At 62.2% G+C, this 24,815-nt stretch carries 20 protein-coding genes; 12 read left to right on the top strand and 8 right to left on the bottom strand.

Going from position 1 to position 24,815, the window contains the following annotated elements; translation table 11 throughout:
• Nucleotides 1–59: 59 nt before the first annotated feature.
• From ATE48_RS02575 to ATE48_RS02565, 3 genes are read left to right on the top strand one after another with little or no spacing between them, the layout of a single operon-like run.
• Nucleotides 60–632 (top strand): RNA polymerase sigma factor, encoded by a 573-nt coding sequence (locus tag ATE48_RS02575; RefSeq protein ID WP_066767513.1) that lies wholly within the window; start codon nt 60–62, stop codon nt 630–632.
• 17 nt (nt 633–649) lie between these two features.
• Nucleotides 650–1,045, top strand: a complete 396-nt coding sequence (locus ATE48_RS02570; protein ID WP_066767511.1) for a hypothetical protein — start codon at nt 650–652, stop codon at nt 1,043–1,045.
• Nucleotides 1,042–1,665 carry a periplasmic heavy metal sensor gene (locus ATE48_RS02565; RefSeq protein ID WP_066767509.1) on the top strand — a complete coding sequence of 208 codons (624 nt, stop codon included), beginning with the start codon at nt 1,042–1,044 and terminating at the stop codon, nt 1,663–1,665. Before ATE48_RS02570 ends, ATE48_RS02565 begins: the two co-directional genes overlap by 4 nt.
• A 4-nt stretch (nt 1,666–1,669) precedes the next feature.
• Here ATE48_RS02565 and ATE48_RS02560 read toward each other — a convergent pair whose 3' ends face one another.
• The 3 genes from ATE48_RS02560 to ATE48_RS02550 all read right to left on the bottom strand — a co-directional run bounded on the left by ATE48_RS02560 (nt 1,670) and on the right by ATE48_RS02550 (nt 7,486).
• Nucleotides 1,670–4,120: a PAS domain-containing sensor histidine kinase gene (locus ATE48_RS02560; RefSeq protein ID WP_066767508.1), complete on the bottom strand. Its 2,451-nt coding sequence runs from the start codon at nt 4,118–4,120 to the stop codon at nt 1,670–1,672.
• Between the two features lie 145 nt (nt 4,121–4,265).
• Complete coding sequence (pepN, locus tag ATE48_RS02555) at nt 4,266–6,863, bottom strand: aminopeptidase N (RefSeq protein ID WP_066767507.1); 2,598 nt, start codon at nt 6,861–6,863, stop codon at nt 4,266–4,268.
• A 56-nt stretch (nt 6,864–6,919) separates the two neighbouring features.
• Nucleotides 6,920–7,486: a hypothetical protein gene (locus tag ATE48_RS02550; protein ID WP_066774523.1), complete on the bottom strand. Its 567-nt coding sequence runs from the start codon at nt 7,484–7,486 to the stop codon at nt 6,920–6,922.
• A gap of 143 nt (nt 7,487–7,629) precedes the next feature.
• Between ATE48_RS02550 and ATE48_RS02545 the strand changes: the two genes are divergently transcribed.
• Genes ATE48_RS02545 through ATE48_RS02535 form a run of 3 tightly spaced genes read left to right on the top strand, consistent with a single transcriptional unit; the run spans nt 7,630 to nt 10,436 of the window.
• Entirely contained in the window at nt 7,630–8,745 is a 1,116-nt protein-coding gene (locus ATE48_RS02545) for an acyl-CoA dehydrogenase family protein (RefSeq protein WP_066767503.1), read from the top strand.
• Entirely contained in the window at nt 8,745–9,188 is a 444-nt protein-coding gene (locus ATE48_RS02540) for a hypothetical protein (RefSeq protein ID WP_066767501.1), read from the top strand. Before ATE48_RS02545 ends, ATE48_RS02540 begins: the two co-directional genes overlap by 1 nt.
• A 12-nt stretch (nt 9,189–9,200) precedes the next feature.
• Nucleotides 9,201–10,436: an acyl-CoA dehydrogenase family protein gene (locus ATE48_RS02535; RefSeq protein ID WP_066767500.1), complete on the top strand. Its 1,236-nt coding sequence runs from the start codon at nt 9,201–9,203 to the stop codon at nt 10,434–10,436.
• Nucleotides 10,437–10,442: 6 nt separating this feature from the next.
• On the opposite strand, the gene ATE48_RS02530 is transcribed toward ATE48_RS02535, so the two are convergent.
• Nucleotides 10,443–12,323 (bottom strand): DEAD/DEAH box helicase, encoded by a 1,881-nt coding sequence (locus ATE48_RS02530; RefSeq protein ID WP_066767498.1) that lies wholly within the window; start codon nt 12,321–12,323, stop codon nt 10,443–10,445.
• A gap of 130 nt (nt 12,324–12,453) precedes the next feature.
• A complete protein-coding gene (locus tag ATE48_RS02525) occupies nt 12,454–13,017 on the bottom strand; it encodes a methylated-DNA--[protein]-cysteine S-methyltransferase (protein WP_228126749.1) in 564 nt (187 codons plus the stop codon).
• Between the two features lie 53 nt (nt 13,018–13,070).
• On the opposite strand from ATE48_RS02525, the gene ATE48_RS02520 reads away from it, so the two are divergent.
• The 3 genes from ATE48_RS02520 to ATE48_RS02510 are packed head-to-tail and all read left to right on the top strand — an operon-like array spanning nt 13,071 to nt 18,636.
• Nucleotides 13,071–13,763, top strand: a complete 693-nt coding sequence (locus ATE48_RS02520) for an ImuA family protein (RefSeq protein WP_156767563.1) — start codon at nt 13,071–13,073, stop codon at nt 13,761–13,763.
• Nucleotides 13,760–15,292: a Y-family DNA polymerase gene (locus ATE48_RS02515; RefSeq protein WP_066767495.1), complete on the top strand. Its 1,533-nt coding sequence runs from the start codon at nt 13,760–13,762 to the stop codon at nt 15,290–15,292. The genes ATE48_RS02520 and ATE48_RS02515 overlap by 4 nt, the downstream gene beginning before the upstream one ends.
• The gene (locus ATE48_RS02510) at nt 15,289–18,636 is read left to right on the top strand and encodes an error-prone DNA polymerase (protein WP_066767494.1); all 3,348 of its coding nucleotides are present in this window, start codon (nt 15,289–15,291) and stop codon (nt 18,634–18,636) included. Before ATE48_RS02515 ends, ATE48_RS02510 begins: the two co-directional genes overlap by 4 nt.
• On the opposite strand, the gene ATE48_RS02505 is transcribed toward ATE48_RS02510, so the two are convergent.
• Nucleotides 18,630–19,541, bottom strand: coding sequence for a class I SAM-dependent methyltransferase (locus ATE48_RS02505; RefSeq protein WP_066767492.1), 912 nt, complete (start codon nt 19,539–19,541; stop codon nt 18,630–18,632). The two genes, ATE48_RS02510 and ATE48_RS02505, sit on opposite strands and share 7 nt — an antisense overlap.
• A complete protein-coding gene (locus ATE48_RS02500; RefSeq protein WP_066767490.1) occupies nt 19,522–20,328 on the bottom strand; it encodes a TrmH family RNA methyltransferase in 807 nt (268 codons plus the stop codon). Before ATE48_RS02500 ends, ATE48_RS02505 begins: the two co-directional genes overlap by 20 nt.
• Nucleotides 20,329–20,428: 100 nt before the next feature.
• Between ATE48_RS02500 and ATE48_RS02495 the strand changes: the two genes are divergently transcribed.
• The 3 genes from ATE48_RS02495 to ATE48_RS02485 are packed head-to-tail and all read left to right on the top strand — an operon-like array spanning nt 20,429 to nt 22,978.
• Complete coding sequence (locus ATE48_RS02495) at nt 20,429–20,611, top strand: hypothetical protein (protein ID WP_066767485.1); 183 nt, start codon at nt 20,429–20,431, stop codon at nt 20,609–20,611.
• Nucleotides 20,608–21,729: an OmpA family protein gene (locus ATE48_RS02490; protein WP_066767484.1), complete on the top strand. Its 1,122-nt coding sequence runs from the start codon at nt 20,608–20,610 to the stop codon at nt 21,727–21,729. Before ATE48_RS02495 ends, ATE48_RS02490 begins: the two co-directional genes overlap by 4 nt.
• A gap of 1 nt (nt 21,730) precedes the next feature.
• Nucleotides 21,731–22,978 (top strand): hypothetical protein, encoded by a 1,248-nt coding sequence (locus ATE48_RS02485; RefSeq protein ID WP_066767483.1) that lies wholly within the window; start codon nt 21,731–21,733, stop codon nt 22,976–22,978.
• A 3-nt stretch (nt 22,979–22,981) separates the two neighbouring features.
• Here ATE48_RS02485 and recQ read toward each other — a convergent pair whose 3' ends face one another.
• Nucleotides 22,982–24,802 (bottom strand): DNA helicase RecQ, encoded by a 1,821-nt coding sequence (gene recQ / locus ATE48_RS02480; RefSeq protein ID WP_066767482.1) that lies wholly within the window; start codon nt 24,800–24,802, stop codon nt 22,982–22,984.
• Nucleotides 24,803–24,815: the final 13 nt, after the last annotated feature.

The raw sequence follows: 24,815 nt of genomic DNA, 5'->3' as shown, positions 1-24,815 counted from the left end.
AAGCCGTTTAGGGATTGAGGCGCTTACGCCAATGGAGCGTGATTGAGAGCTGAGGCGGTATGATCGATCCGGACGCCGAGCTCGTCCGGAACGCGGGGGCGGGTGACGCCCGGGCCGCGGAAGCACTCGTGCGCCGGCATTTGCCGAAGATGGTCGGCGTTGCGCGCCGGATGCTGAACGACGGCGCTGAAGCGGAAGATGTGGCGCAGGAGGTTTTTCTGCGCGTGTGGCGCGAGGCGCCGCGCTGGAAGCCGGGGCAGGCAAAGTTCGAAACCTGGATGCACCGGGTCGCGATCAACCTTTGTTATGATCGCCTTCGCCGCCGCCGCGAAAAGACCGATCCAGACGCGGGGGTGATGGTGGCCGACCCCCGCCCGCTCGCCAGCGAGGAGTGGTTGGCGCGCCAGCGCGCCGCGAAGGTGAATGGCGCATTGGCTGCACTGCCGGAACGCCAGCGCGCAGCCATCGCGTTGGTGCACTTCGACGAAATGAGCAACATTGCCGCGGCGGAAATACTCGAGATCAGCGTTGAAGCTCTTGAGTCACTTCTGTCGCGCGGCAGGCGTGCGCTGAAGGCCGCTTTGGCGGATGTCGCGCAGGATTTGATGGGCGGTGCAGAGGGCGCGCCGTGACGAGGAAGGAAGAGATCATGGACCGGCAGCGGTTCGCCGAATTGCTAGACGCCTACGGCGCCGATTTCCGGCGTTGGCCCGCCGGTGTGCGGGCGTCGGCTAGCGCATTCGTCGCTGAGGATGCAGAGGCGGCGACGCTTGTCGCTGACGCGCATGAACTCGATCTGCTGTTGGACGCGGGCCGTCATGAGGCGCCGGTGTCGCCGGATCTCACCGCGCGCATTTTAGCGTCAGCGCCGCGCGCTCAACCTCCTGCGTTCGATCGGCGAGCGATGTTTGCACTTGCGGCCTGCGCGGTCTTTGGCGTGCTGCTGGGCTATGGCGGTGGGCTCCTGGCGCCAATCCCAAGCGAAGACGACACGTATTTCACCATGGCGTTTGAAGCGCCGATGGCGTTCGAGGATGAAGGATGAGTGAGTCTCGTTTCCCCTGGCGCACGCTGCTTTTTGTTTCCGTGGCTGTGAACTTGCTGGTTGTCGGCGCCGTGGCGGGTGCGTGGAGCGCCGGCGTCAGGCTTGAGCGTGAAGCTGGCCAGCAGGCGATCGTTGATCGCATGCCGGGCCCGCGCGCCTTCTTAGGGGCGCTGCCGCCGGAGACGCGCGCCGTCATGCGCGAACAGCTTGCCGACAGCTTGACGCAGACACGCGAGGCGCGTCAGGCCGCAACACAAGCGCGCCGCGACGCCTTTGCCGCGGCTGAAACAGAGCCGTTTGACGCGCCGCGTGTGCGCGCAGCGTTTGAGCGCGTGCGCGCCGCTGACCAAGCAGTGGTCGGTGTTTTTCAGAATGATGTGATCGAGGCCTTCGGCGAACTCACGCCAGAGCAGCGGCGCGATGTGCTTGCGGCGCTGCGTAGTGCGGCGCCTGCTCGTCGAGAGGGCGCGATGGCGCCGGCGCAAGCGGAGGGCGCAATCGCGCCTGAAAGACTGAGCCCCGAGCAGCGGCAGGAATTTCAGGAGCGGCGCCAAGAGCGTCGTGAGCGTTGGCGCGAACGCCGCCAAGAACGGCTTCGCCAGCAAGACCCGCAGCCCTGAGCGCTTACTCGGCGGCCGTTGCTTCCAACTCGCGCTGACCGCCGAACGTGCGTGGCAGTGTCACCGTTACGATGGTGCCGCGGCCCACTTCGCTTTGGATCGCCAGCTTGCCGCCGTGCATTTCCGTGAGTGACTTGGTGAGCGCAAGGCCAAGGCCGGTGCCGTGATTGTTGCGCGTGAGCTCTTGTTCCACCTGTTCGAACGGACGCGCCAGGCGCGGCAAGTGTTCAGGAGGGATGCCGCAGCCGGTATCGACGACGCGCAGCGTCAGGCCGTGCTGGTTGTCGCGCGCGTGCACCATGATCGCGCCCTGATCGGTAAACTTCACGGCGTTTGAGAGCAGGTTGAGTAGGATCTGCTTCACGGCGCGGTGGTCGGCCTCGATCTCCGGTAGATCTTCGGCATCGACGACAATCGAGAGGCCTTTGTCCTCGGCCTTGCGCTTGGTGAGACGCACGGCTTGTTCGATCGCGACCATTGGATCGAGCGGACGCGGCGTGAGCGTCAGTTTGTTCGCTTCGATTTTCGCCATGTCGAGGATGTCGTTGATCAGATCGAGCAGGTGGTTGCCGCTGTCGTAGATGTCGCTCGAATATTGCTTGTACTGCGGGTTCGCCAACGGCCCGAAGAGCTCCTTGGCCATGATCTCCGAAAAGCCGATGACGGCGTTCAGCGGCGTCCGCAGTTCGTGGCTCATGTTGGCAAGGAATGTTGACTTGGCGCGGCTGGCCTCTTCGGCCTTTTGACGCTCTTCGTGCGCTTCGCGCGCCAACGCTTTGATCCGGTATTCCTGCGTCTCAGCGCGGCTCAGCGCGTCGGAGAGGCGCCGCTCGTTCTTGGCCAGCTCTTCTTCTTTGCGCTTTAGCGGCGTGATGTCGACGCCGACGGTGATGAGCCCGCCATCGCCAGCGCGGCGCTCGACCACGTGCAGCCATTCGCCGGTCGTCAGTTCGATTACGCGGACGTCGGGGTTGGTGGGGTCGTTTTTTTCGCGGCGGATGCTCGAGGTCGCGGCCGCCGCGACGGCCTCGTAAGACGCGCGCATGCGCAGAATGTCCGGGCCGAGGCCGAAGGCGCGCGCAAAACTCTGGTTCCAGAGCAGCAGGCGCTTGCGCGCGTCCCATAGCGCGAACGGGCCGGAGAAATTGTCGATGGCGGCGCGCAATTGCTGCTCAAGCCGCGACACGCGTGCTTCAGCTTCGTGGCGCTGCGTTGCGTCGATCACGGTGCCAAAAACACGCGTCTCGCTGCGGCCGCTGGAATCCTCAACCGCTGTGCCGCGGGCTTCGATCCATGCAAGGCCGCCACCGCGCGTCACGCGGAAGCGCGCGTCGAGCAGGCCCGATTGACGCGCGCGCCGGAATTCTTCTTCAACGCCGAAGCGATCTTCGGCGACGATCAGTTCCAGCAAGTCTCGCAACCCAAGCACGTCTCGCGGCGCCCCAAGCAAGCGCGCGGCCCGCTCGGACAGTTGGACCTCATCCGCGGCCGGGCGCCATTCGAGCACGCCGACCTTTGCGCCGTCGGCAGCGATTTGAAAGTGCGTCTCGGCGCGCTCAGCTTCAGCTTCGGCCAACCGGGCGCGCTGCGCGTTTTGGCGCATGAGAAGATAAAGCACAGCCATCGCGGCCAAGGGGGCCGCCGCGACCAAGGCGAAGCGCAAGAACGCCGCAAGCCAGAGATCGAGCGCGCCCGGCGCCGGGGCCGCGGCCATGACATCCAGATCGCCGATCTGAGCGGTGGATTCTGCCGCCACCCAGGTGCGGTCGTTGCCATCACGAATGAGCGCGCCGTCATCGCCCGCACGGGCCGCGGCGAGCACTTGTTGTTGTGCACGAGCGCCAGCCTCTTGCATGGCGGGCGATGCATAGAGGATGGAGCCATCCGCAGAAGCGATGAGCACGCGCGCATGTTCGTCGAGCTCAGGGAGCAGGCGGGCTGGATCGATGACCGTGACGATGGCGCGGTCGCCGACGTTGCGAACGATGACTGGTGCTGTCGCCAGCTCGCCGCGCGCTGGCGCGCCTACCCAAACTTCAGCAGCGTTCGCGCTTTGCATCGCGGCTGTGACGAGCGCTGCTTGGGCAGGATCGGTGATGGCTTCGATGCCGCCGGCCCGGTTAACGATCGCGGCGGCGACAGCGGGGCGCGCCGAGGCGGCGGCGTTGGCGATTGCGGAGGGTGCTGCGCCACCGGAGCGCGCAAGATCTGTGACGCCGGCGCTCGCACCCATCGCGATTGCAAGGTTTGCGTTCACGCGCTCGGCGATGAGGCCCGCGGCGGACGATTGCGCCGCGATGATCGTGCTTGCCGCGTCGTCGTGATGGGAACGGATTTGCGCCGCGATCGCTGCGAAGAACGCAGTTACAAAGACCAGGACAAGCGCGATGAACGGCTTGTTGGCCTTGTATGGCGCAGCACCGCTCGGTGCTTCGTAAGCATTCTCATCCGACACAAGTATTCCCCGGCCGCCCCGAATCGCCGTTCGGAATCCTGAAGAGTCTGAATTGTAACGGCTCGGTAAACGCTATGTCGATGCGCGCGCTGGATAACCTGCTCTACGTTTCTGCAGGCGGCCTATTTGTCTCAGTCGTTGACCATTAGGCGAGCGTGCGTTCGACCATTTCCCGCGTATTCTTCGATAGTTGCGGAAGCGAAGCGAGATGTTCCAGCGCAGTGCGCGCGTGACTCTGTCTCTGCGCATCGAATCGCTTCCATGATTCGAACGGAGTCAAGAGCCGTGCAGCAAGCGCCGGGTTCAGCGGATCGATGGTTTCCGCGAGCGATGCGAGGAAGCGGTAGCCGTCGCCGTTGGCGCTGTGGAAGGCGCGCGGATTGCGCATTGCGAAGGCCGCGGCGAGCGAGCGCACGCGATTTGGGTTCTTCAGATTGAACTCAGCGTGTGCACGCAGGCGTTCAACGCGGGCGAGAACGTCATGGCGCGGTGAAGAGGCTTGCGCCGCGAACCATTTGTCGATGACGAGCGGGTTCGCTTTCCAGCGGTCGTAGAATTTGGCGAGCGCTTCATCGAAGGCGGGGCTCTCGGACGCGCCAAGAGCATCCAACGCTGCGACTGCTTCGGTCATGCTTTGCGCGTTGTCGTATGCGTCGGTGAGCGTCTGGCTCGGACCGAGCGCTGCGAGGAGGTCGAGTGCGGCGCTCTTCAGCGCGCGGCGGCCGGCGGCTTCAGCGCTTGGCGAGAACGGCGTTTCGCCCCTTGTTTTGGCGATCCCTTCCAGCCGATCGCGCAACGCTGTGGCGATGGCGCGGCGCAAGCTCTCACGAGACTGGAAGAGCTTGTCCGGGTCGGGTGAGCTTGAAGACAGAATAAGTTCGTTGAGATCGGGCAAGCGCAACGCCAGCGCCGCGAACGCCGGATCTTCCTGCGCCCGATCAAGCTCGCGCCCGAGCGCCATTGTGAGTTCGGAGACTGATGCGCCGCCTTCGCCAAGCATGATCGAGCGGGCGAGCGTTTGGCCCGCTTCCCAGCGTGTGAATGGATCAGGATCGTGCGCCATCTGGGCCAGACGCGCCTCCGGCGTCAGGTCGTCGTCCAGTGTCACCGGGGCGGAGAAGCCGCGCACCACTGACACGATCGGCTTTTCCAGCACGTCGCTGAACTCGAACGTCGCCTCGGTGTCTTCGAGTACGGCGCGATGTTCGGTGCGTGAAAGGTTATCGCCTTCGACCTTCGATGCGATGATTGCCCCGTCCGGACTGATGAAGCCGATTTGCAGAGGGATCGGCGCCGGCAGTTTATGCGGCTGGCCAGGTGTCGCGGAGAGACGCTGCGACACGTGCAATCGATAGGTGCGGGCTGAAGCGTCGTAGTCGCCCCGTACTTTCAGCGCCGGCGTGCCAGCTTGTTCGTACCAACGCATGAAGCTATCGAGCTTGCGCCCTGAGGCTTCTTCAAAGCATCCGATAAAGTCCTCAATCGTTGAGGCGGTGCCGTCACGACTTTCGAAATAGAGCTGCATGCCGCGTGTGAACGCGTCTTCACCCAGAATGCGCTTTAGCATGCGAATGACTTCGCCGCCTTTTTCGTAGACGGTCGCGGTGTAGAAATTGTCGATCTTCTGATAGCTCGACGGTCGCACCGCGTGGGCGAGAGGGCCTGCATCCTCGCCGAACTGACGTGCGCGTAGGCGCTTCACGTCTTTAATACGCTGCACGGGACGTGAACGCTGATCGGCGCTAAACTCTTGCTCGCGATAGACTGTGAGGCCTTCTTTCAAACAGAGCTGGAACCAGTCACGGCATGTGATGCGGTTGCCGGTCCAGTTATGGAAATATTCGTGCCCAACCACGGCTTCGATGGCTTCGAAGTCTGCATCGGTTGCTGTATCTGCGTCAGCGAGGATCAGCGACGAATTGAAGATGTTGAGGCCCTTGTTCTCCATCGCGCCGAAATTGAAGTCGCGGACGGCGACGATGTTGAATACGTCGAGATCGTATTCGCGCTTGAAGGCTTCTTCGTCCCATTTCATCGCGCGCTTCAACGAGTCCATGGCGTATCCGGCGCGCGGGGTGTCTCCCGGATCGACGTAAATGCCGAGCGCGACCTTGCGCCCGCTCTGCGTCACGAACTGATCGTGGATCGATTCGTACTTTCCGGCGCAGAGTGCAAACAGATAAGCGGGCTTGGGGTGTGGATCGACCCAGACCGCGAAGTGCCGTCCATCTGGGAGGTCGCCGCTCTCGGCTAAATTTCCGTTTGAGAGCAGGGTCGGGTAGGAGGCCTTGTCAGCTTCGAGGCGCACGGCAAACCGCGCCATGACGTCCGGGCGATCGAGATAGTAGGTGATCGAACGGAAGCCTTCTGCTTCGCACTGTGTGCAGAAGCGGCCGCCAGACATGTAGAGGCCCTCAAGGTGCGTGTTGGTCGCGGGTGAAATCCGCGTCACGACATCAAGAAGGAACGAGGCAGGCGGACTGTGAATGATCAGGCGGCCGGGCTCGATGCTGAATTGATCTGAGGCGAGCGCCGCGCCGTCGATGGCGATGCTCTGTAGTTCCAGCCGCTCGCCGTTGAGAACGAGTGGGCTTGTGCTCGCGCCGCTGCGACGTACATGACTGCGCGCGGCGACAATCGTCGCCTTGGGTTCCAACGAGAACACCAGCGCGATTTCGTCGATCAAATAGTCCGGCGGTTGGTAGTCGGACAGACGGACAGTGACGTTCTCAGCGTCGCGCATTCAGGCCTCCAGGGAAGGCCTGACATGAGCCGCACGCTCGTGAAAATCAATGTGTCTTATTCAGCCGCGACAGGTGAGGCGAGGTTCGGCGCCGGCTCGTGATAGATCGCCGCCAATACCATTTCCGCCTGCTGCGCCAGGTCCATCATTTGGCCCGGCGTTTCGTGCGGGTAATCTTGCGAGAACTCGATGAGCTCTCGTGCAACCCGCATAAGGCGGAGTGCGTTTGCGAACACGCGCGACTGGTGCTCGACGCGTTGCGGATCGCGGTCGTACTCAGCCATCGGCACGCGCCAGCCGCCCCAATCCTTTTCGTCGGTGACGACGACCGGATAGGTGCCCGGATAAGGATGGCGCGGATCGCGCGCATCTTGAGAAAGCCGGTTGACGGCGCGCAGGATGCGCCAGTTTTCCGTCTCAATCAGGTCCGGCTTGTGCGGGTCCTTTTCTTCGGCAGCGAGTTCGTGCGCCTGAAAGTCACGGCCGAGGCCGGCGTCGTAGGTGACGCGCAGGGGCTCTTCGACGCCCTTGACCCATTGCGGATTTACGTTCTCGACCGTGGCCCACGTCGCCACCGGCTTTACGTAGACGCGCTGGCCCTTATGGAAGACCGCCTTCGCCATGAGACTACTCACCCCAAATTTGAGGGCGTACTCTAGCGCAGTGCCGTTGAGCCTTCGTGAACAGACGTTGACGCCAAGACACTCTTTCGCGTTTTCCAGCGCGCGCGTTAGGATGGCGGCAACCATAACCCGGGAGGAACGGGGTGAATTTCGATTTTTCTGACGACCAGAAGGCGCTCAAAGACCAAGCGCGTAAGTTTCTGGCTGATAAGTCCGCGATCAAAGTGGTGCGCGGTGTCCTCAATGATGACGCGAAATCCTATGATGAAGCGCTTTGGCGCGGCGTCGCAGAGATGGGTTGGCTCGGCGTTGCGATCCCAGAAGAACATGGCGGCTTAGGCCTTGGCCGACTTGAGCTCTGCGTGTTGGCCGAAGAGATCGGGCGCGCCGTTGCGCCGATCCCGTTCTCGTCGACGGTCTATTTCTTCGCCGAAGCGTTGATGCTCGCCGGTAGTGACGCGCAAAAATCGTCGCACCTATCGAAAGTCGCAGGTGGTGAAACCATCGGCTGCTTTGCAGTGAGTGAAGGCCCCGGCGCGGCCTCAGCTTCGAGCATCAGCGCGAAGTTCGATGGCTCGACGCTGACTGGCGTGAAAATTCCGGTGACCGACGGCGATTGCGCCACTCATGCCGTTGTCGTCGCCAAAGAAGGCGGCGCCATCTCGCTCGTGCTCGTTGATCTCAATCAGCCGGGTGTGACGCGCACGACGCTGAAGACGCTCGATCCGACGCGTGGTCACGCCAAGCTCGAGTTTAAAGGCGCCAAGGCCGAGCGCCTTGGTGCAGCGGGTCAAGGCTGGGAATTGGCCGAGGCGGTGCTCGATCGAGCCGCAGTGCTGATCGCGTTCGAGCAGATTGGCGGCAGCCAAGCGTGCCTCGAAATGGCGATTGATTACGCGAAGAACCGCTACGCCTTTTCGCGCCCGATCGGCTCGTTCCAAGCGATCAAGCACAAGCTTGCTGACATGTATGTCGGCATCGAGGTTGCGCGCTCTAACGCTTATTATGGCGCGTGGGCGCTTTCGACCGAAGCGGCGGAGCTGCCGTTCGCGGCCGCGGCGTCGCGTGCGGCGGCCAGCGATGCGTACTATTTCTGCTCGAAGGAAAACATCCAGACCCATGGCGGCATGGGATTCACCTGGGAGGTCGATTGCCACCTCTTCTTCCGCCGCGCCAAACTGCTCGCCTTGCAAGCGGGGAGCCCGGCTGTGTGGAAAGAGAAGCTGGTAAAGCGGCTTGAGCAGCGAAACGCAGCGTGATGTCGCGTGTGATCTTCGAAAAGCGGGACGGCAAGTACGACGCCATGTTCGTCGAACGTGGCGGCGCGCTTGAGGAGATCGCGTGCCCGAAGCAACCACCAATCCCGCACGACATGTTCCACTACGCCATTGAACGTGTGCTGGAGATGCGTGGCTTCATTCGCCGCGCGGCTGGTGGCGAAGGCGTGGGCTTTGTAATGGCCCGTGAGGCTGAAAGCGAAGCGGTGGAGCGTTTGGTTGAAACGATGCAGGCCGATAGTTGGAGCGGGCGCCCGCCTGCATCCGAAGTGATCGATCTGTTTCACACGACCTGTGACGCGCGCGGCACAACGCCAATCACACTGACGGAAGAAGCAATTGTCGCCATCCGGTCGGAGATCGATCGGCTGGCGGTTGAATGGTCAGCGCTGCCTACGCGCGGCCGCATGACTTTAGAGATTTGATCGGAGCGCATTATGGATTTCAACGACACGCCCGAAGAAGCCAAGTTTCGCGCCGAAGCGCGCGCATTCTTGGAAGCAAATGTGCAGCCCAAGAGCGCCGACGCTGAGCGTCTGGTGCGCAAGCTGAAACCCGGCGAGTTCTTGAAGGCGGCCAAGGACTATCAGCGCAAGAAGGCCGAAGCTGGCTTTGCCGGCATCACCTGGGCGAAAGAACAAGGCGGGCGCGGCCTGCCGCCGATTTATTCGGTGATCTTCAATCAGGAAGAAGCAAAGTTCGACGCGCCTTCACAACCGTTCTCGATCGGCCTTGGCATGTGCGTGCCGACCGTGATCGCCTTCTCGGACGAAGCCACCAAGGACCGCTACGTCGCCAAAGCACTGCGCGGCGATGAGATCTGGTGCCAGCTCTTCTCCGAGCCGGCCGCAGGCTCTGACGTCGCCGCCGGTAAGACCAAAGCCGTGCGCGATGGCGACGACTGGATCATCAATGGCCAGAAGGTTTGGACCACGGGCGCGCAATTCTCCGACTTCGGCATTTTGCTCGTGCGCACCAACCCGGACGTTGAGAAGCACAAGGGGCTGACGATGTTCATCGTCGACATGAAGCAGAAGGGTGTTGAGGTTCGCCCGATCCACCAGGCGTCAGGCGGTCGTGAGTTCAACGAAGTCTACTTCACCGATGTGCGCATCCCAGATTCATGGCGCCTCGGCGATCCCGGCATGGGCTGGAACGTGGCGCTGGTGACGTTGATGAACGAACGCCTCGCCGTCGGCGGCTCATACGGCCCCGACTACAAAGAGATTTTCGATTTCGCCAAGGGCATCAATTCACCGTCCGGCGATGGCATGCTCATTCAGGACGAGAGTTTCCGTCAGAAGCTCGCCGATTGGATCGTGCGCGCCGAAGGCTACAAGCTCGCCAAGTTCCGCACCATGACAGCGCTCTCAAAAGGCCAAACGCCAGGGCCTGAGAGTTCGATCGGCAAGGTGATCAACGCTAACCAGATGATGGACATCGCCAATACGGCGATCGAGGCGGAAGATCACTACGGCATCATCAACGACCCCGAACTCGCCACGCTCGAAGGCGCTTTCCACCAAAGCTACATGTTCGCGCCGGGTCTGCGTATTGCCGGCGGCACCGATGAAATCTTGAAGAACATCATCGCTGAACGCGTGCTCGGTCTGCCGCAGGACGTCCGCGTCGATAAGGGCGTGGCGTTCAAGGATTTGCCGACGGGACGCTGACGCCGATCAGTCGGCGGGATGCCAAGTCTTTTTGGTTTTATGCGGCTTGCCGCCGGCCGGATGCTTGCCGGCGGGTGGTTTGCCGTGCCGTTTGGCCTGGGCTTGCTGACGCTCTTTGCGGCCGGGGCGCACGGCGGCCGGGCGCTCCTGACGCTCCTGACGCTCCTGACGCTCCTGACGCTCTGGACGTTCTTGGTGTTGCTTGCGCTCTGGACGTTGAGGCCGTTCTTGGCGCTCAAAACGCTCCTGGCGTTGTGGCCGTTCGCTGCGTTGCGGGCGCGCCTGCTCTTGCTCGCGCATGGGCATCGCGATGATGTTCTTCTCAAGCCGTCCGCCCGCATCAAGGTGCGTGAAAAAGCCCTCTGCAACAGCCGCGTTCAGCTCGACGTGCGTGACGCGGTCTTCAATGCGGATGGTCCCGATGTCGCGCTTGGTAATCCCGCCGGCTTTGCACAGCATGGGGATGAGCCAGCGCGGCTCCGCCTTCTGCGCGTAACCGACCGTAAGCGTGATCCAAGCGCTTTGCTCAAAGCCTTGCGGGCGTGGCTCAGGCCTAGCCGGATGAGCGCCCGCCGGCGGCGCCATCAAATCCTCGGGCGCCGGTTGGCCTTTGCGATAGAGTCGCGCAAACGCCGCCGCGATCTGATCGACATCGTGGCGCTCCAAGAGCGCTGAGATGATGCCGCGTTCGCTATCGTTGATCGGTTCATTGAAGACGGGGGCTTCAATTAGGCGCTGATCGTCGCGGCGTTTCACATCGTCGGCGGACGGCGGCTCGCTCCAATGCGCTTCAATCTTGGCGTCGCGGAGCAGGCGCTCTGTGCGCCGGCGCGCCGGATAGGGCACAACGAGAACGCTGGTGCCTTTGCGTCCGGCGCGTCCGGTGCGGCCGCTGCGATGCAGGAGCGCTTCGGGGTTCTTCGGCAAATCTGCGTGGATGACGAGATCAAGATCGGGCAGATCGAGCCCGCGCGCCGCGACGTCCGTTGCAATGCAAACATTGGCGCGGTGATCGCGCAAGGCTTGTAAGGCGTGGGTGCGCTCTTTCTGGCTGAGTTCGCCCGATAACGCGACAACCGAAAACCCGCGGTTGCTGAAGCGGCTCTGCAGGTGGGTGACCGCCGCGCGCGTGCCGCAAAAGACAAGCGCGTTTGCGGCGTCGTGGTAACGCAGCACGTTGAAGATGGCGTTTTCGACATCGTGCGCGCCGGTGGTGAGCGCAAGATATTCGATGTCGCTGTGCTGCTTGGCGGTGCTGATCGTGTTCACCCGCTGGGCGTCGCGCTGATACTTGCCAGCAAGCGTTGCGATCGCGCGCGGCATCGTCGCCGAGAACATGAGCGTGCGGCGCTCTGCGGGTGCGGTGTCGAGAATGGTTTCGAGTTCCTCGCGGAAGCCCAAATTCAACATCTCGTCAGCTTCGTCGAGCACGACGGCTTTCAAGCTATTGAGCACCAGTGAGCCACGGTGGAGGTGGTCAACCAAACGGCCCGGCGTGCCGACGACAATGTGTGCGCCGCGATCCAGCGCGCGCCGTTCATCGCGCGCGTCCATGCCGCCGACGCAAGAAGCAACAACGCCGCCAGCTTCAGCGTAGAGCCATTGGATTTCCGCTTTCACCTGCATCGCCAATTCGCGCGTCGGCGCGATGATGAGCGCCAGCGGATCGCGTGCTTTTTCGAACCGGTCTTCCTTGCCGAGCAACGTTGCAGCCAGTGCGAGTCCGAACGCAACTGTCTTTCCTGAGCCCGTTTGCGCGGAAACCATGAGGTCCGCATCGCGCAGTTCCCGAGCCAAGATGGCTGATTGGACTGGCGTTAACGTTTCATAGCCGCGCTTTTCGAGCGCGCGTGCAAGGGCAGAGACTGTGATCTGAGGTGACGTCATCGGGTGCTTTTCTGGCCTGGATGCGTATCCCCGCATTCAGGAACAGGCGCAACGCAGAACACCTTAGCGTATTTCCACGTGGTTTTGGTGTGCAAATAAGCCGTGCTGCCCTGCCGCCGCTCAAGCGCCGTTAAGCTAGTTCGTCGAACAGGCTTGGCTCGTTTTCGCGCCAGCCTTCGATCTTCAGCATCTTGAGTTTGGTCTTGATGCCGCCATTGGCGCTGAAACCGACGAGCTTATCGTCAGCCCCGACGACGCGGTGGCATGGCACGACGATGGCAAACGGGTTGCGGCCCAACGCTTGGCCCACGGCGCGCGCACCGTCAGGTTGGCCGATGGCGCGCGCGATTTCGCCATAGGTGCGCGTGGCGCCGGGCGGAATGGCGCGTGTGGTTTCGTAAACGCGCGCGTTGAATGCTGGTACACGCGAAAGGTCCAACTGCACCGCACGCAGCGACTTCTTCTCACCACGCAGCAGCGCCGAAATATCTTCGATGGCGCGCGCGATCTGCTTTGGCGGATCGAGTTCCTCGGCGTTAGGGCAAAGCCGCATCAGCCGGATCCGCGTCGCCTCTGGACTGCGCTCGGGCAATTGCACGCCGATGACGCCGCGCGGTCCCCAGGCGAGCGCGCAGCGGCCGATAGCGGTCTCGAACAGGGCGTAAGCGAACATCTGCATCGGCTCCAATTTCATTCCGCTACCGCCTTGCCGGGGGGGAACTCGGAAGTGTAGAACATATAGAGAACATGAGTCCGCGTCCAGCCTCCTTTTCGGTGCTCAAAGAGCAGGTCCGTGAACCTGGCTTTGCCGGGATGGCTGTTGCTATGGCGGGTCAGCCCTTGCACGAGATTGGGCCAGCGGGGGCTGGCTTCGAAGCAGCGGCTTTAGGCTTCACGTTAGCGCTGGCCGCCAGTTGGGCGGGGCCTGCCGGCGTCTTTTGGGCTGGCGAGGACGCCGCCTTCGCAGAAGAGGGCGCGCCCTATCCTGTGGGTCTTGCTCAATATGGTCTGGCGCTTGATCGTCTGATCGTGGCGCGCGCCAAGAAACGCGAAGATGCGCTGTGGGCGGCCGAGCAAGCCTTGGCCGCGACAGGCGCGATCGTGATTTGCGCTTTGGGCGGACAAGGCAAGCCGCTCGATCTCAAAGCCAGCCGGCGTTTGTTGTTGTTTGCCGAGCGCCATCGTTCGCGGTGCCTTTTGCTTATGCCTGCGAGCGGCCCCAGCGCGGCATGGACACGTTGGCGTATCGCGGCGGCTGAAAGCAACGCAGCGGCCGATGAATTAGGGCCGCCGGCGTTTCGCGCCGAACTCACACGCAATCGCAGCGGGCAGGCTGGTTCAGCTTTTACTTTGGATTGGAACGCCCATGAGCGCAGCTTTGTGGAACGCGTCCAAGAAAAGCATGTCGCGGTGTTTCATGCACAAGCGCGCCAAGCATGAGCGACACCCGATGGCTTGCGCTTTATCTCCCGCACATCAGCACGGATCGCCTAATCCGCGCGGGTCGCGCGCCCTCTGACGATCGCCCGTTTGCAGTCTATGCCAAAGAGAAAGGCGCCTTTCAGCTTAAGGGCGTTGATGCACGCGCAAGCAAGCTTGGGCTCAATCTCGCTATGTCGCTGGCGGATGCCCGCGCCATGCAGCCCACGTTGGAGGCAGTGGAAGCTGAACCGGAAGAGGATGCACGCGCGCTCGATAATATCGCCGCCTGGTGTGAGCGCTTTACTCCGATCGTGGTTCTCGATCCGCCGGAGGGTTTGTTTCTCGACATTAGCGGTTGCGCGCATCTTTTTGACGGCGAGGAAAGTCTCCGCGCTGAAATCGTGACGCGGTTGCGTGCGCAAGGCTTCGGCGCCCGTGCTGCGATTGCTTCAACGCCGGGCGCGGCTTGGGCGTTTGCACGTCATAGAAAAATGCGTGCGCCGATTGACGATGACGCCAAAAGTCTCGCCGCGCTTCCAATCGAAGCCTTGCGTCTTGATGGTGATGCCAGCGCGCTGATGCGGCGATTGGGGCTAAAGACCGTAAGCCAGATCGCCGCTGCGCCGCGTTCTTCGTTCACAGCACGCGCTGGCGAGCGGGCGATGCTGCGTCTCGATCAGGCGCTTGGACGTGCGGCCGAAGTCCTGACGCCGCGGCGTCCGGCGCCAATGGTGTTTGCGTTGCGCCGGTTTCTCGAACCGATCTTCACTTTGGACGTCATTTTGCAGGTGACCGAAGATTTGTGCGGTGACGCCGCTGAGAAACTGGAACGCCGCGGCGCCGGCATTGTCTATGCGGAATTGGTGCTGTTCGGTGTCGATGGACGCGACCGGGTGGTTGCAGTGAATGTCAGCCGGCCGTTGCGCGAGGTGAAGCCGTTGATGCGGCTCTTCCGTGAGAAGCTAAGCATCGCCGCTGAAAATTTCGATGCGCAGTTCGGCTTTGAAGCGGCCCGGCTCGATGTTGTGCGCTTGGCGCCCATCGAGGAGCGCGCACGCACTCTGGTTTCGGTTGAAGAGGCCGCGGCCAGTTCCGAGCAGATCGGCGGCATCATCGACATTCTAAGTTCGAGGCTGGGGGCCAAGCGCGTTGTCCGGCCGAATCTGCATGACGAACACGCGCCAGAGCGCGCTTCAGGCTGGCGCGCGGCGCTTGGCAAGTCTGATGACATGAAGGCCGTCCGGCCGCCGGCTGACGGCGTGCTGCGCCGTCCGGTGCGTTTATTTTCACCAGCTCAGATCATCGAAGTCATGGCGAGCGTGCCTGATGGCCCCCCGATCCGGTTTCGTTGGCGGCGCGTGATGCGCGATGTGGTGCGTGCGGAGGGACCAGAGCGCATTTCCGGCGACTGGCAGCGCCACGAAATGACGCGAGATTATTATCGCGTCGAGGATAGGCATGGGCGCCGTTACTGGCTTTATCGCGAAGGCCTCTACGGTGAGAGCGAGGCTATCCCGCGCTGGTTCGTGCACGGGCTGTTCGCATGAGCGGCTTTGCAGAGCTTTGCGTAACGACGAACTTCTCGTTCCTGCGCTCAGGCTCGCACCCTGAAGAGATGGTGGAGCAGGCGCTGGCGCTTGGCTTGGTTGGGATCGGTGTTGCCGATCGCAATACGCTGGCGGGTGTGGTGCGTGCGCATGTGAAGGCAAAATCGCTGCGCCAGGAAGGCAAGGGCGAGCTTCGCACTATTGTCGGATCGCGTTTGGTGTTTCGAGATGGAACGCCTGATCTTGTCGTCTATCCCAAAGATCGCGCTGCGTACGCCAACCTCACGAGGCTGCTCACAATCGGTAATCGTCGCGCGCCTAAAGGCGAGTGCTGGTTGGATTTCGCTGACTATCTGGCACACGCAACCGGGCTGCAGACTATTCTTATTCCGGCGTTTGCGCTGGGTGATGAGCCATACGCGCTTGGCTCTTATCTGCAGCAGATAAAGGCTGCGGCGGGGGAAGTTTGGCTCGCCGCGCCGTTCCAGTTCAACGGTGAAGATCGCCGCCGCATTCGCCGCTTGAAGCAACTCGCCGCGCAAACGGGCGCGCGCTTGCTGGCGACGACTGAACCGCTCGTTCATCGCGGCGAGCGCCGTGCATTGCTCGATGTTGTGAGCTGTATCCGGGAGAAGAAAAAGCTCAGCGATGCGGGCGCTTTGCTCGCCAAGAATGCCGAGCGCCAGCTGAAGCCGCCGCAAGAGATCGCCCGCATTTTTCGTGAAGCGCCTGAGGCCGTGGCGGAAAGCCTCCGTTTTTTGGAGGGCGTCAGCTTTTCGATGGAGCATTTGCGCTACGAATACCCCGAGGAAACCGCCGATGGTTATTCCGATCCACAGCAAGCGCTTGAGGCGCTAGCCTGGGAAGGCGCGCATGTGCGCTATCCCGAGGGCATTCCGGAAATCGTCTCCGCCGCTCTGAAGCGTGAGTTGGATATCGTCGGGCGCATCAAGTACGCGCCGTATTTTCTCACCGTCGCGGACATCGTGACATTTGCGCGCTCGGGCCGCGATAAAGACGGCAACAAGGTTGATCCCATCCTGTGCCAAGGACGTGGGTCCGCCGCGAACTCGACCATCTGCTATTGCCTCGGCATCACCTCCGTGAACCCAGCTAAGAGCACTTTGCTTTTTGAGCGCTTTGTTTCGGAAGAACGCGGCGAGCCGCCAGATATCGATGTCGATTTCGAACACGAGCGGCGCGAGGAGGTCATTCAATACATTTACAAAAAATATGGCCGTGACCGCGCGGGGCTGGCGGCGACCTTGATTTGCTATCGCGGCCGCAGCGCGATCCGCGAGGTCGCAAAAGTCTTCGGGTATTCTGAAGATCGCATCTCAAGTCTGGCGAAAACGTTGCACTGGTGGTCGCGCGGCGTCGAAAAGAAGGATCTGCTAGAGCAGGGCCTGGATGTGAACGACGTCAAGCTCATGCAATGCGTGACGCTGTCGAATGAGTTGCAGGGCTTTCCGCGCCATCTCTCGCAGCATGTCGGCGGTTTTGTCATTACACGCGAGAAGCTCCACGATGTGGTGCCTGTGCAAAATGCGGCGATGGAGGATCGAACCGTCGTCGAGTGGAACAAGGACGACCTAGAGGATCTCGGCATTCTTAAGGTCGATGTTTTGGGCCTCGGCATGCTCACCTGCCTCAAGAAGGCGTTCGATCTTTGCGAGAAGCATTATCCAGGCGCAGAGATGGTGAAGCTGGATTCAAGCTACGCCGATGATGAGCGCGTCTATAAAATGCTGCATCGCGCGGATTCAGTCGGCGTCTTCCAGGTCGAAAGCCGGGCGCAGATGTCGATGCTGCCGCGATTGCAGCCGAAAGATTTCTACGACCTCGTTATTGAAGTCGCGATTGTGCGGCCTGGTCCGATTCAGGGCGGCATGGTGCATCCTTACCTGAAACGCCGCCAAGGTCTGGAAAAGGCAAGCGCGCCGAAGCCTGAATTGTGGGAAGTGCTGAAGCGGACCCTCGGTGTGCCGCTGTTCCAAGAGCAAGCCATGCAGATCGCGATCACGGCTGCTGGTTTTACGCCTTCGGAAGCCGATAAGCTCCGCCGCGCAATGGCGACCTTCAAACGCGTCGGCACGATCGGTTCGTTGAAGGACAAGTTCATCAACGGCATGATCGCCAATGGATACGATAACGCCTTTGCCGAGGCGTCATTCGCGCAGATCGAGGGCTTTGGCGAATACGGATTTCCTGAAAGCCATGCCGCCAGTTTCGCGCTTCTGGTTTATGCATCGTCGTGGCTGAAGTGTTACTACCCCGATGTCTTCGCGGCGGCTTTGCTGAACGCACAACCGATGGGGTTCTACGCGCCCGCGCAGATCGTACGTGACGCGATCGATCACGGTGTTGAGGTCCGTCCTATCGATGTGAACCATTCGATGTGGGACAATATCCTTGAGCAGGGTCCGGAGGCCGCAAAGCGTCTGCACGTGCGCCATAGCGATATGGCCGGCGATATTCGCTCCACCCATGCGATGCGCTTGGGGTATCGCCAAGCGCAAGGGCTGAAGGAAGCGGAGATGCGCCAGCTCGTCGCCAATCGCGGCGTCGGTTATGATTCCGTACGCGATGTGTGGCTGCGCAGCGGTTTGCCACCGTCAACGATCGAGCGCTTGGCTGATCTTGATGGCTTCCGCTCGTTGGGGCTGGACCGGCGCGATGCGCTTTGGGCGGCGCGTGGCTTAAATCGCGTTGGTGGTCAGGAAGATTTGCCTTTGTTCGAGTGCGGCGCCGATCGTACCCGCGAGCCCGACTTTGATTTGCCGTCGATGGCCTTGGGTGAGCACATCGTCGAAGATTATCGAACCATTGGCCTATCTTTGAAGGCGCACCCCGCCGCTATGTTGCGCGATGAGCTTGCGGCGCGGCGGGTGATTAAATCCGAAGACCTCACGCAAATACGCAATGGCGATCGCGTGCGCGTTGCGGGCCTAGTGTTGGTGCGCCAACGGCCCGGCACAGCGTCCGGCGTCATCTTCATGACGTTGGAGGATGAGACAGGCATTGCCAACATCGTCGTGTGGCCCAAATTGTTTGAGCAATATCGCCGCGAAGTTCTGGGCGGACGTCTGGTCGCCATCGATGGTCCGGTGCAAAGCGAAAGCGGCGTGATCCACGTCATCGCAGAACGTGTGCACGATTACACACCGCTCCTTGCCAAGTTGTCAGCTTCGGGTGAGCGCCTTGATGCAAGCGGCCCCACCGATGAGCCGCGCAAAGGGACCTACGAAGACCCCCGCCAAGCCGGCCATCCGCGCAACGTGCGCATCAATCTCGATGTCTCACAAGCCGCGAACGTAATGCCGAAAGGGCGCAATTTTCACTGAGAGCGCCAACGCGCAAAGATCGCCGTTGGCAGAAGCTCGCTGCGCCCATCGTGCGGCAGGCACATTTCGCCCGCTTGCCAGTCGCCACCGCTAAACATTTGCTGCGCAGTCTGCGCGAGCGCCAAATAAGAAAGCCGCACGGCGTACACGGTGGCGATCATGAAGCCCTTGACGCTGGCGCGATCGTTTGGATCGGAGCGTAGCAGCGTTTGACACGCGTCGAGCAGTTCCGGCAGATCGGTTTCGAGGCGCCAGGTTTCTCCATCCGGCCCGCGCCCGAACTTCGGCGGATCGAGGATGACGCCGTCGTAGCGGCGCCCGCGTCTGATCTCGCGCTTCACGAACGTCAGCGCATCATCGCAGATCCAGCGGATCGGTGCATCGCCAAGACCGGCGGCCTGCTGATTGTCGCGCGCAAAGCCGATCGCCTTCTTCGAAGCATCAACGTGCGTGACCTTCGCGCCGGCCTTGGCGCAAACCAGCGACGCAAGGCCCGTATAGCCGAACAAGTTCAGCACTTCGGGCTGCGGGCCGCGATGCGCCTTCAGGTATTCGCGCGCATAACGCCAGTGCACCGAGTGCTCTGGAAAAAACGCTAAATGCCGAAACGGCGTCGGTCGTGACACGAACGCCAGATCATCCCACGTCAACGTCCAGCTTTGTGGCAGTTCGCGATTGAAGCGCCAGCGGCCTGCATCTTCATCATCGCCGGAAGAGCCAGCGAAAACCGCATCTGCGCTGTCCCAATCGGCGGCGGGACGCACAGGCGCCCACAGCGCCTGCGGCTCCGGACGAACGAACCGGTACGGGCCGACTTGCTCGAGCTTGCCGCCATTGCCGGAATCCAGCAGGCGATAGTCGCGCCAATCGTCGGCAATCAAGAGCTCAGGCGCGTGCGCCGTCATATCCGCGTCTCCGCCAGAGATCGTAGAGCATCACGCCCGTTGCGATCGCAAGGTTCAAACTGTCCGCCCGCCCGCGCATGGGCAGTTTCACGAGGAGGTCGCACGCCGCTTCCATATGCGGCGCCAATCCTGATTGTTCATTGCCCATGAGCACGATTGCGCGCGCCGGCGCTGGCCGATCTGAATCGAAAGCGGCGCCCTTCAGTGACAGCCCCATCATACGCGCGCCGCGCTCTTGCTTGAAGCGCAGGAGCTCTTCGAACGAAGCGCGCGCAAGTTTCATCGCAAACAGCGAGCCCATGCTGGCGCGCACGGCCTCGACAGAAAACGGATCGCAGCTTTCGCCAATCAGGATGACGCCGCCAGCGCCGGTAGAATCCGCGGTGCGCATGATCGTGCCGAGATTTCCAGGGTCGCGGATTGCTTCGAGTGCGACGATGGTATCCCCGCTGATCTGATCGAGCGGCGTCAGCCGTTGCTTGTAGGCGCCGAGCACCGTCTGTGGATTATCGCGTTTGCTGATCTGAGCGAGAATGCTTTCGCTGGTTTCGATGGTGCGGACGCGCCGCGCCTCTGCCTGTTCGATCAATGCGCGAACATGCTCTCGTTCGCGCGCCGCTGGGGAGAACACCAAAATCTCCGGCCAGACGCCAAGATCGGCGGCCTCGACCGCCAAACGTGCGCCCTCGGCGAGGAACAAGCCGGTCTCAGCGCGCCCTTTTTTCAGGTGCAGGCTTTTCAGCGTCTTGATCTGCGGATTGGACGCGCTGGATATGTGGTGGGCCATGTTAACGGCGTTCGCCCTCAGGGGTTTTCCGGTTTTCGCTTAGTTCGCTGGGCATTAGAAGGGCGTTAAAGCGCGAAGTGTTGCGCGTAGCGCGGGAAAAATGATCGGCCTTATCGTCTCCGAGGTGATCCTGTACGCCGTAGCGGCGCTCATTGGCTTCGCTATTGGCTGGCGCGCTTATGTCATGCTCGCGGCGCAACGCCGAGAGGCAGATATCCGGGAAACCGAACAATTGCGCGCCGCACTTACAGAAGCGCAAGTGCGCCGGGCGCGTGTATCGTGATCTCGCTCGGCGATCCTGCCGCGCGCCGTCGCGTCATGCTGCTCACCGGACTTGGCGGCGCGGCAATTGCGGCGCTGCTGGGCATGCTCGGTCCGCACAATGGAGCTGTGTGGCGCCTGCCGGATGTACTGAAGGCGCGGGTCACCACCGCGCTCTCCGCCGAGGGCTTTCCGGGGCTTGATGTCGCCATGAATGGCCAGCGCGTGCTGTTGCGCGGGATTGTCGAAGAAGAAGCCGATATCGTTGCGGCGCGCCGTGTGGCTCTGACTGCGGTTGGCGGTGGCGGCATGTGGTCCGGCGGCGTCACCAGCGTCAACACAGCCGGCCTGCGCGTCGGCGCCTTTGAGCGTCCATTCGCCTGGAGCGTTCGTCGCGATGGCTCACGCGTCGTCCTTGGCGGCGCCGTGCCAAGTGAAAACACACGCACCGTGTTGATGACGACAGCAGCGCAGGTTTTCCCAAACGTCGAAGCCGTTGACGACATGCACGTCGCCGGCGGCGCCGCTTCGCCCTTGTTTGCCGATATGGCCGAGCGCGCCGTTCGCGCCGTCGCCAGTCTCAGCACCGGCGAGGCGCGTATCATCGATGCGCAGATCGTCGTCATCGGCGATGGCGGGCAGTCCGGTGTCGACGCCGTGCGCCGGGCTCTGGAAGAGCCGCCCGCGCCATTCCGGTCGCGTCTTGCCGTCACCATCGATGGCCTCGACGTCGATCATCCCGAACTGCAAGGTCTCGATCTCAACGCTGGCGATGCGGAGACTTGTGAGCGCGCCTTCGATCGCTTGATGGAGCGCAACGTCGTCACCTTCGATGAGGGCTCGGCAGCGCTCGCCCCTGCGAGCCGCGGTGTCCTCAATGCTTTGGCGTCCGTTGCATTGCGCTGCGATCGTTTCTCGATCGAAGTCGCGGGTCACACCGACAATACCGGCGATCGCGCGATGAACATGGAATTGTCGCGGCGCCGCGCCGATGCGGTCGCGTCCTATCTTGCGGGACAGGGCGTTGCGCGCGCACGTCTTAGCGCTCACGGCTACGGCCCGGATCGTCCGCGCTCAAGCAACACCACCCCGACGGGGCAAGCCGCGAACCGGCGCATTGAGTTCTATGTGAGCGGATGAGATGATCTACCTCATTGGACAATTGGCGCCTTGGCTCTTGCTGGTTGCAGCCTTCATGGCGCTTGCCGGCTGGGCGTTTGCCTCGCAACTCGCCGCGCCGGTTGAAGAAGCCGCTCGTCGTGAGCGTGAGCACCTTGTTCGTGATCTCATCCGCTTTACTGGCGATGGCCCGGTGGATCGCGAAGTGGAGTTGGATGCCGCACCGACCCAGCGTCTGCTCGAAATCCGCGACGGCCGTATCGCTGAGCTTGAGCGCGCGCTCGAAACCGCACGCTCGCGCAGCGATGAACTCTCAAGTGAAATGGCCGCGCTCCAACGCGGTGGTGCTCTAAATGATCTCGACGCGCAAGAATTGGCGCGCTTGCGCGCTGGGGAAATTGAACGCGAGCGCACGGTCGATGTCGAAGTTGAGCCTGTGCCCGCCGAACCGGTGGAGGACGAGAAGATCGTCCTTCAAGAATGGCGCCTGCGCTATTTCGAGCAGCGCGTGAAATATCTGGAGTCGCTGGCGCAAGCTCCGGCGGCGCCTGCGGTGCAATCGCTTGTGGACGGTTCGCCAGAAGCGCCGCCCGTGCATGAATGGGCCGCGCGCGAAGCGTCGGCTCGTGCGGCTTATCTTGAGGACGAAGTACGGGCGCTGCGGGCCGCGCCGGAAGCGCCCGAGGCGCCGGCGGTGGCAGAGCCAGAACCGTTCGCCGCCAATGCCGACGTCGATATGCTTCTGCGTTGGCGTTTGCTGTATCTCGAGCGCCGCGTGGCGCACCTTCAAGAGTCGAAGCCTGCCGCCGAACCCGCGCCGGTTATCGAAGCTGGGCAGGATCCCGATCGCTGGAAGTGGCGTGCCCGCTACCTTGAAGCGCGCGTGCGTCATCTCGAACAGCGTCCGGTGCAAATGATTGTTGCTCCCGTTGCGGCAACGACCGAGCAAGCGCCAGAGACGCCGGTCCGGACCGCACCCATCAGCCGCCGCGCAAAGCCGCCGGTTCTGCCTGCCGCGCGCAACGGGGCGCCTGACGATCTGACTTTGATCGAAGGCGTCAGCCTGCTGCAGCAAACGACGATGTATTCGCTTGGTGTCTTCCACTTCGATCAGATCGCGGCCTGGAACACCGAGAACGTCGCTTGGGTCGATCAATATCTGCGTCTGCAGGGGCGCATCGGCGAGGAAGAATGGGTCGAGCAGGCGGCTGAGCTCGCAGCGCACGGTCCCGCTGCCGCACGCCGCGCGCTCGAAAGCGAAGACGCTTAGCCCTCAACAGCCCGCGATCAGCACCGCGAGCACTTCGGCGCCGTATTTCTTGAGCTTCGCTTCGCCGATGCCGGACACGCGTCCGAGCCCGGCCAAGTCCGAGGGTTTGGCTTGCACCATCGCCGCCAGCGTTGCGTCGTGGAAGATGACGTACGGCGGCACGCCGTTCGCGCTCGCGGTTTCCCGGCGCCAGCCCTTCAGCGCCTCGAACAATTTCGCATCGGCGCCGATAAAGCCGGCTTTGGCCGCCGCCTTGCTTTCGCGGCCCGCCTTGCTGCGCCGCTCCGGCTTTGCGGCTTCTCGGATGCGCACCTGCCGTTCCTTGCGGAAGATTGCGCGCACGGCTTCATCATCTCCGATCGATAGTGTCGGGCGCTCTCCATCTCCCTCGCTCAGCACCCCCTCGAACAAGAGATGTTCGATCACGTTGCGCCACACGCTCTCATGTTGATCCGCGCCAATGCCGAAGGTTGAGCGCGTCGAGAATTGTTCATCCAAGCTGTCGCTTGCCTTGCCGATGAGATGGCTGACGACGCGCCCACGGCCAAAGCGCTGCTCCATCCGCATCACCGCGGAAATTGCCTTTGCCGCCATCTCCGTTGCGTCGATGGATTGGGGCGGATCGGTGCAGATATCGCAAACCCCGCACGGCTCGACATTCTCCTCGCCGAAATAGCGCCGCACACCACCGCGCCTGCAGGTCAAGCCGTCGAGGAAGGCGAAAAGCTGGCGTGCTTTCTTGATCTGCACCGCTTTCACTTGTTCGGCCGCGCTCGATTGGTTCGCAAACATGATGGCGCGGCGCAAATCGGCGGCGCTGTAGATGCAAACCCCTTCGGCGGTGTCGCCGTCGCGTCCGCCGCGCCCGACCTCTTGCCAATAGGCTTCAATGCTCTTGGGTGAATCCGCGTGGATCACATAGCGCACGTCGGGCTTATCAACGCCCATGCCGAATGCGATGGTCGCGACCATCACCACATCGTCTTCTTCCTGAAAGCGATGTTGACGATCCGCGCGCAGCTTTGCATCCAGCCCTGCGTGGTAGGCGAGCGCCGGAATATTCTGAGCCGCAAGGTTCGCTGCGGTCTTTTCCACGTTGTCGCGTGTCGCGGCATAGATGATGCCGGACTTCCCCCGCCTCGCGCGCACGAGATCTGAAATTCGATCCTGTGGTTTAGGGCCTTTGCGCTCGGCAGCGAGCACGAGGTTCGGTCGATCGAACGAAGCGATGAAGCTCTTGGCGTTTTCGAGTCGCAGCTGTGTGCGAATATCCGCCTGCGTCTTTAGGTCTGCAGTCGCCGTGACCGCCATACGCGGGACGCTAGCAAAGCGATCCGCCAATTGCCCAAGGGCGCGGTAGTCCGGCCTGAAATCGTGGCCCCATTGGCTAACGCAGTGCGCCTCATCGATCGCGATCAGCGCGATCGGACATTGCTCAAGAAAATCGAGGAAGCCGTTTGCGAAGAGGCCTTCCGGCGAAACGTACAGAAGATCGAGTTTGCCTTCGCGCGCAGCGCTAAGCCACTCGCGACGCGCATCGCGATCCAGTGTCGAATCCAACCGTGCCGCTGCGACGCCGGCCGCGCGCAAGGCCGCCACCTGATCCTGCATCAACGCAATCAGCGGCGACACGACGAGCCCGACGCCGGGGCGCAGTATCGCCGGGATCTGATAGCAGAAGCTCTTGCCGCCGCCTGTCGGCAGCACGGCCATCACATCGCGGCCATCGAGCACTTCGGCGATGACGTCCGACTGCAGCCCGCGAAAATCGTCATGGCCGAACACGCGCTGAAGCGTTTCGCGGGCGGCAGTGAGATCGGCCATGGGGGCGATCTAG

The organism is Candidatus Viadribacter manganicus, assembly GCF_001679665.1.
Classification (GTDB): domain Bacteria; phylum Pseudomonadota; class Alphaproteobacteria; order Caulobacterales; family Aquidulcibacteraceae; genus Vitreimonas; species Vitreimonas manganica.
This window is presented reverse-complemented; position numbering and strand designations above follow the sequence as displayed.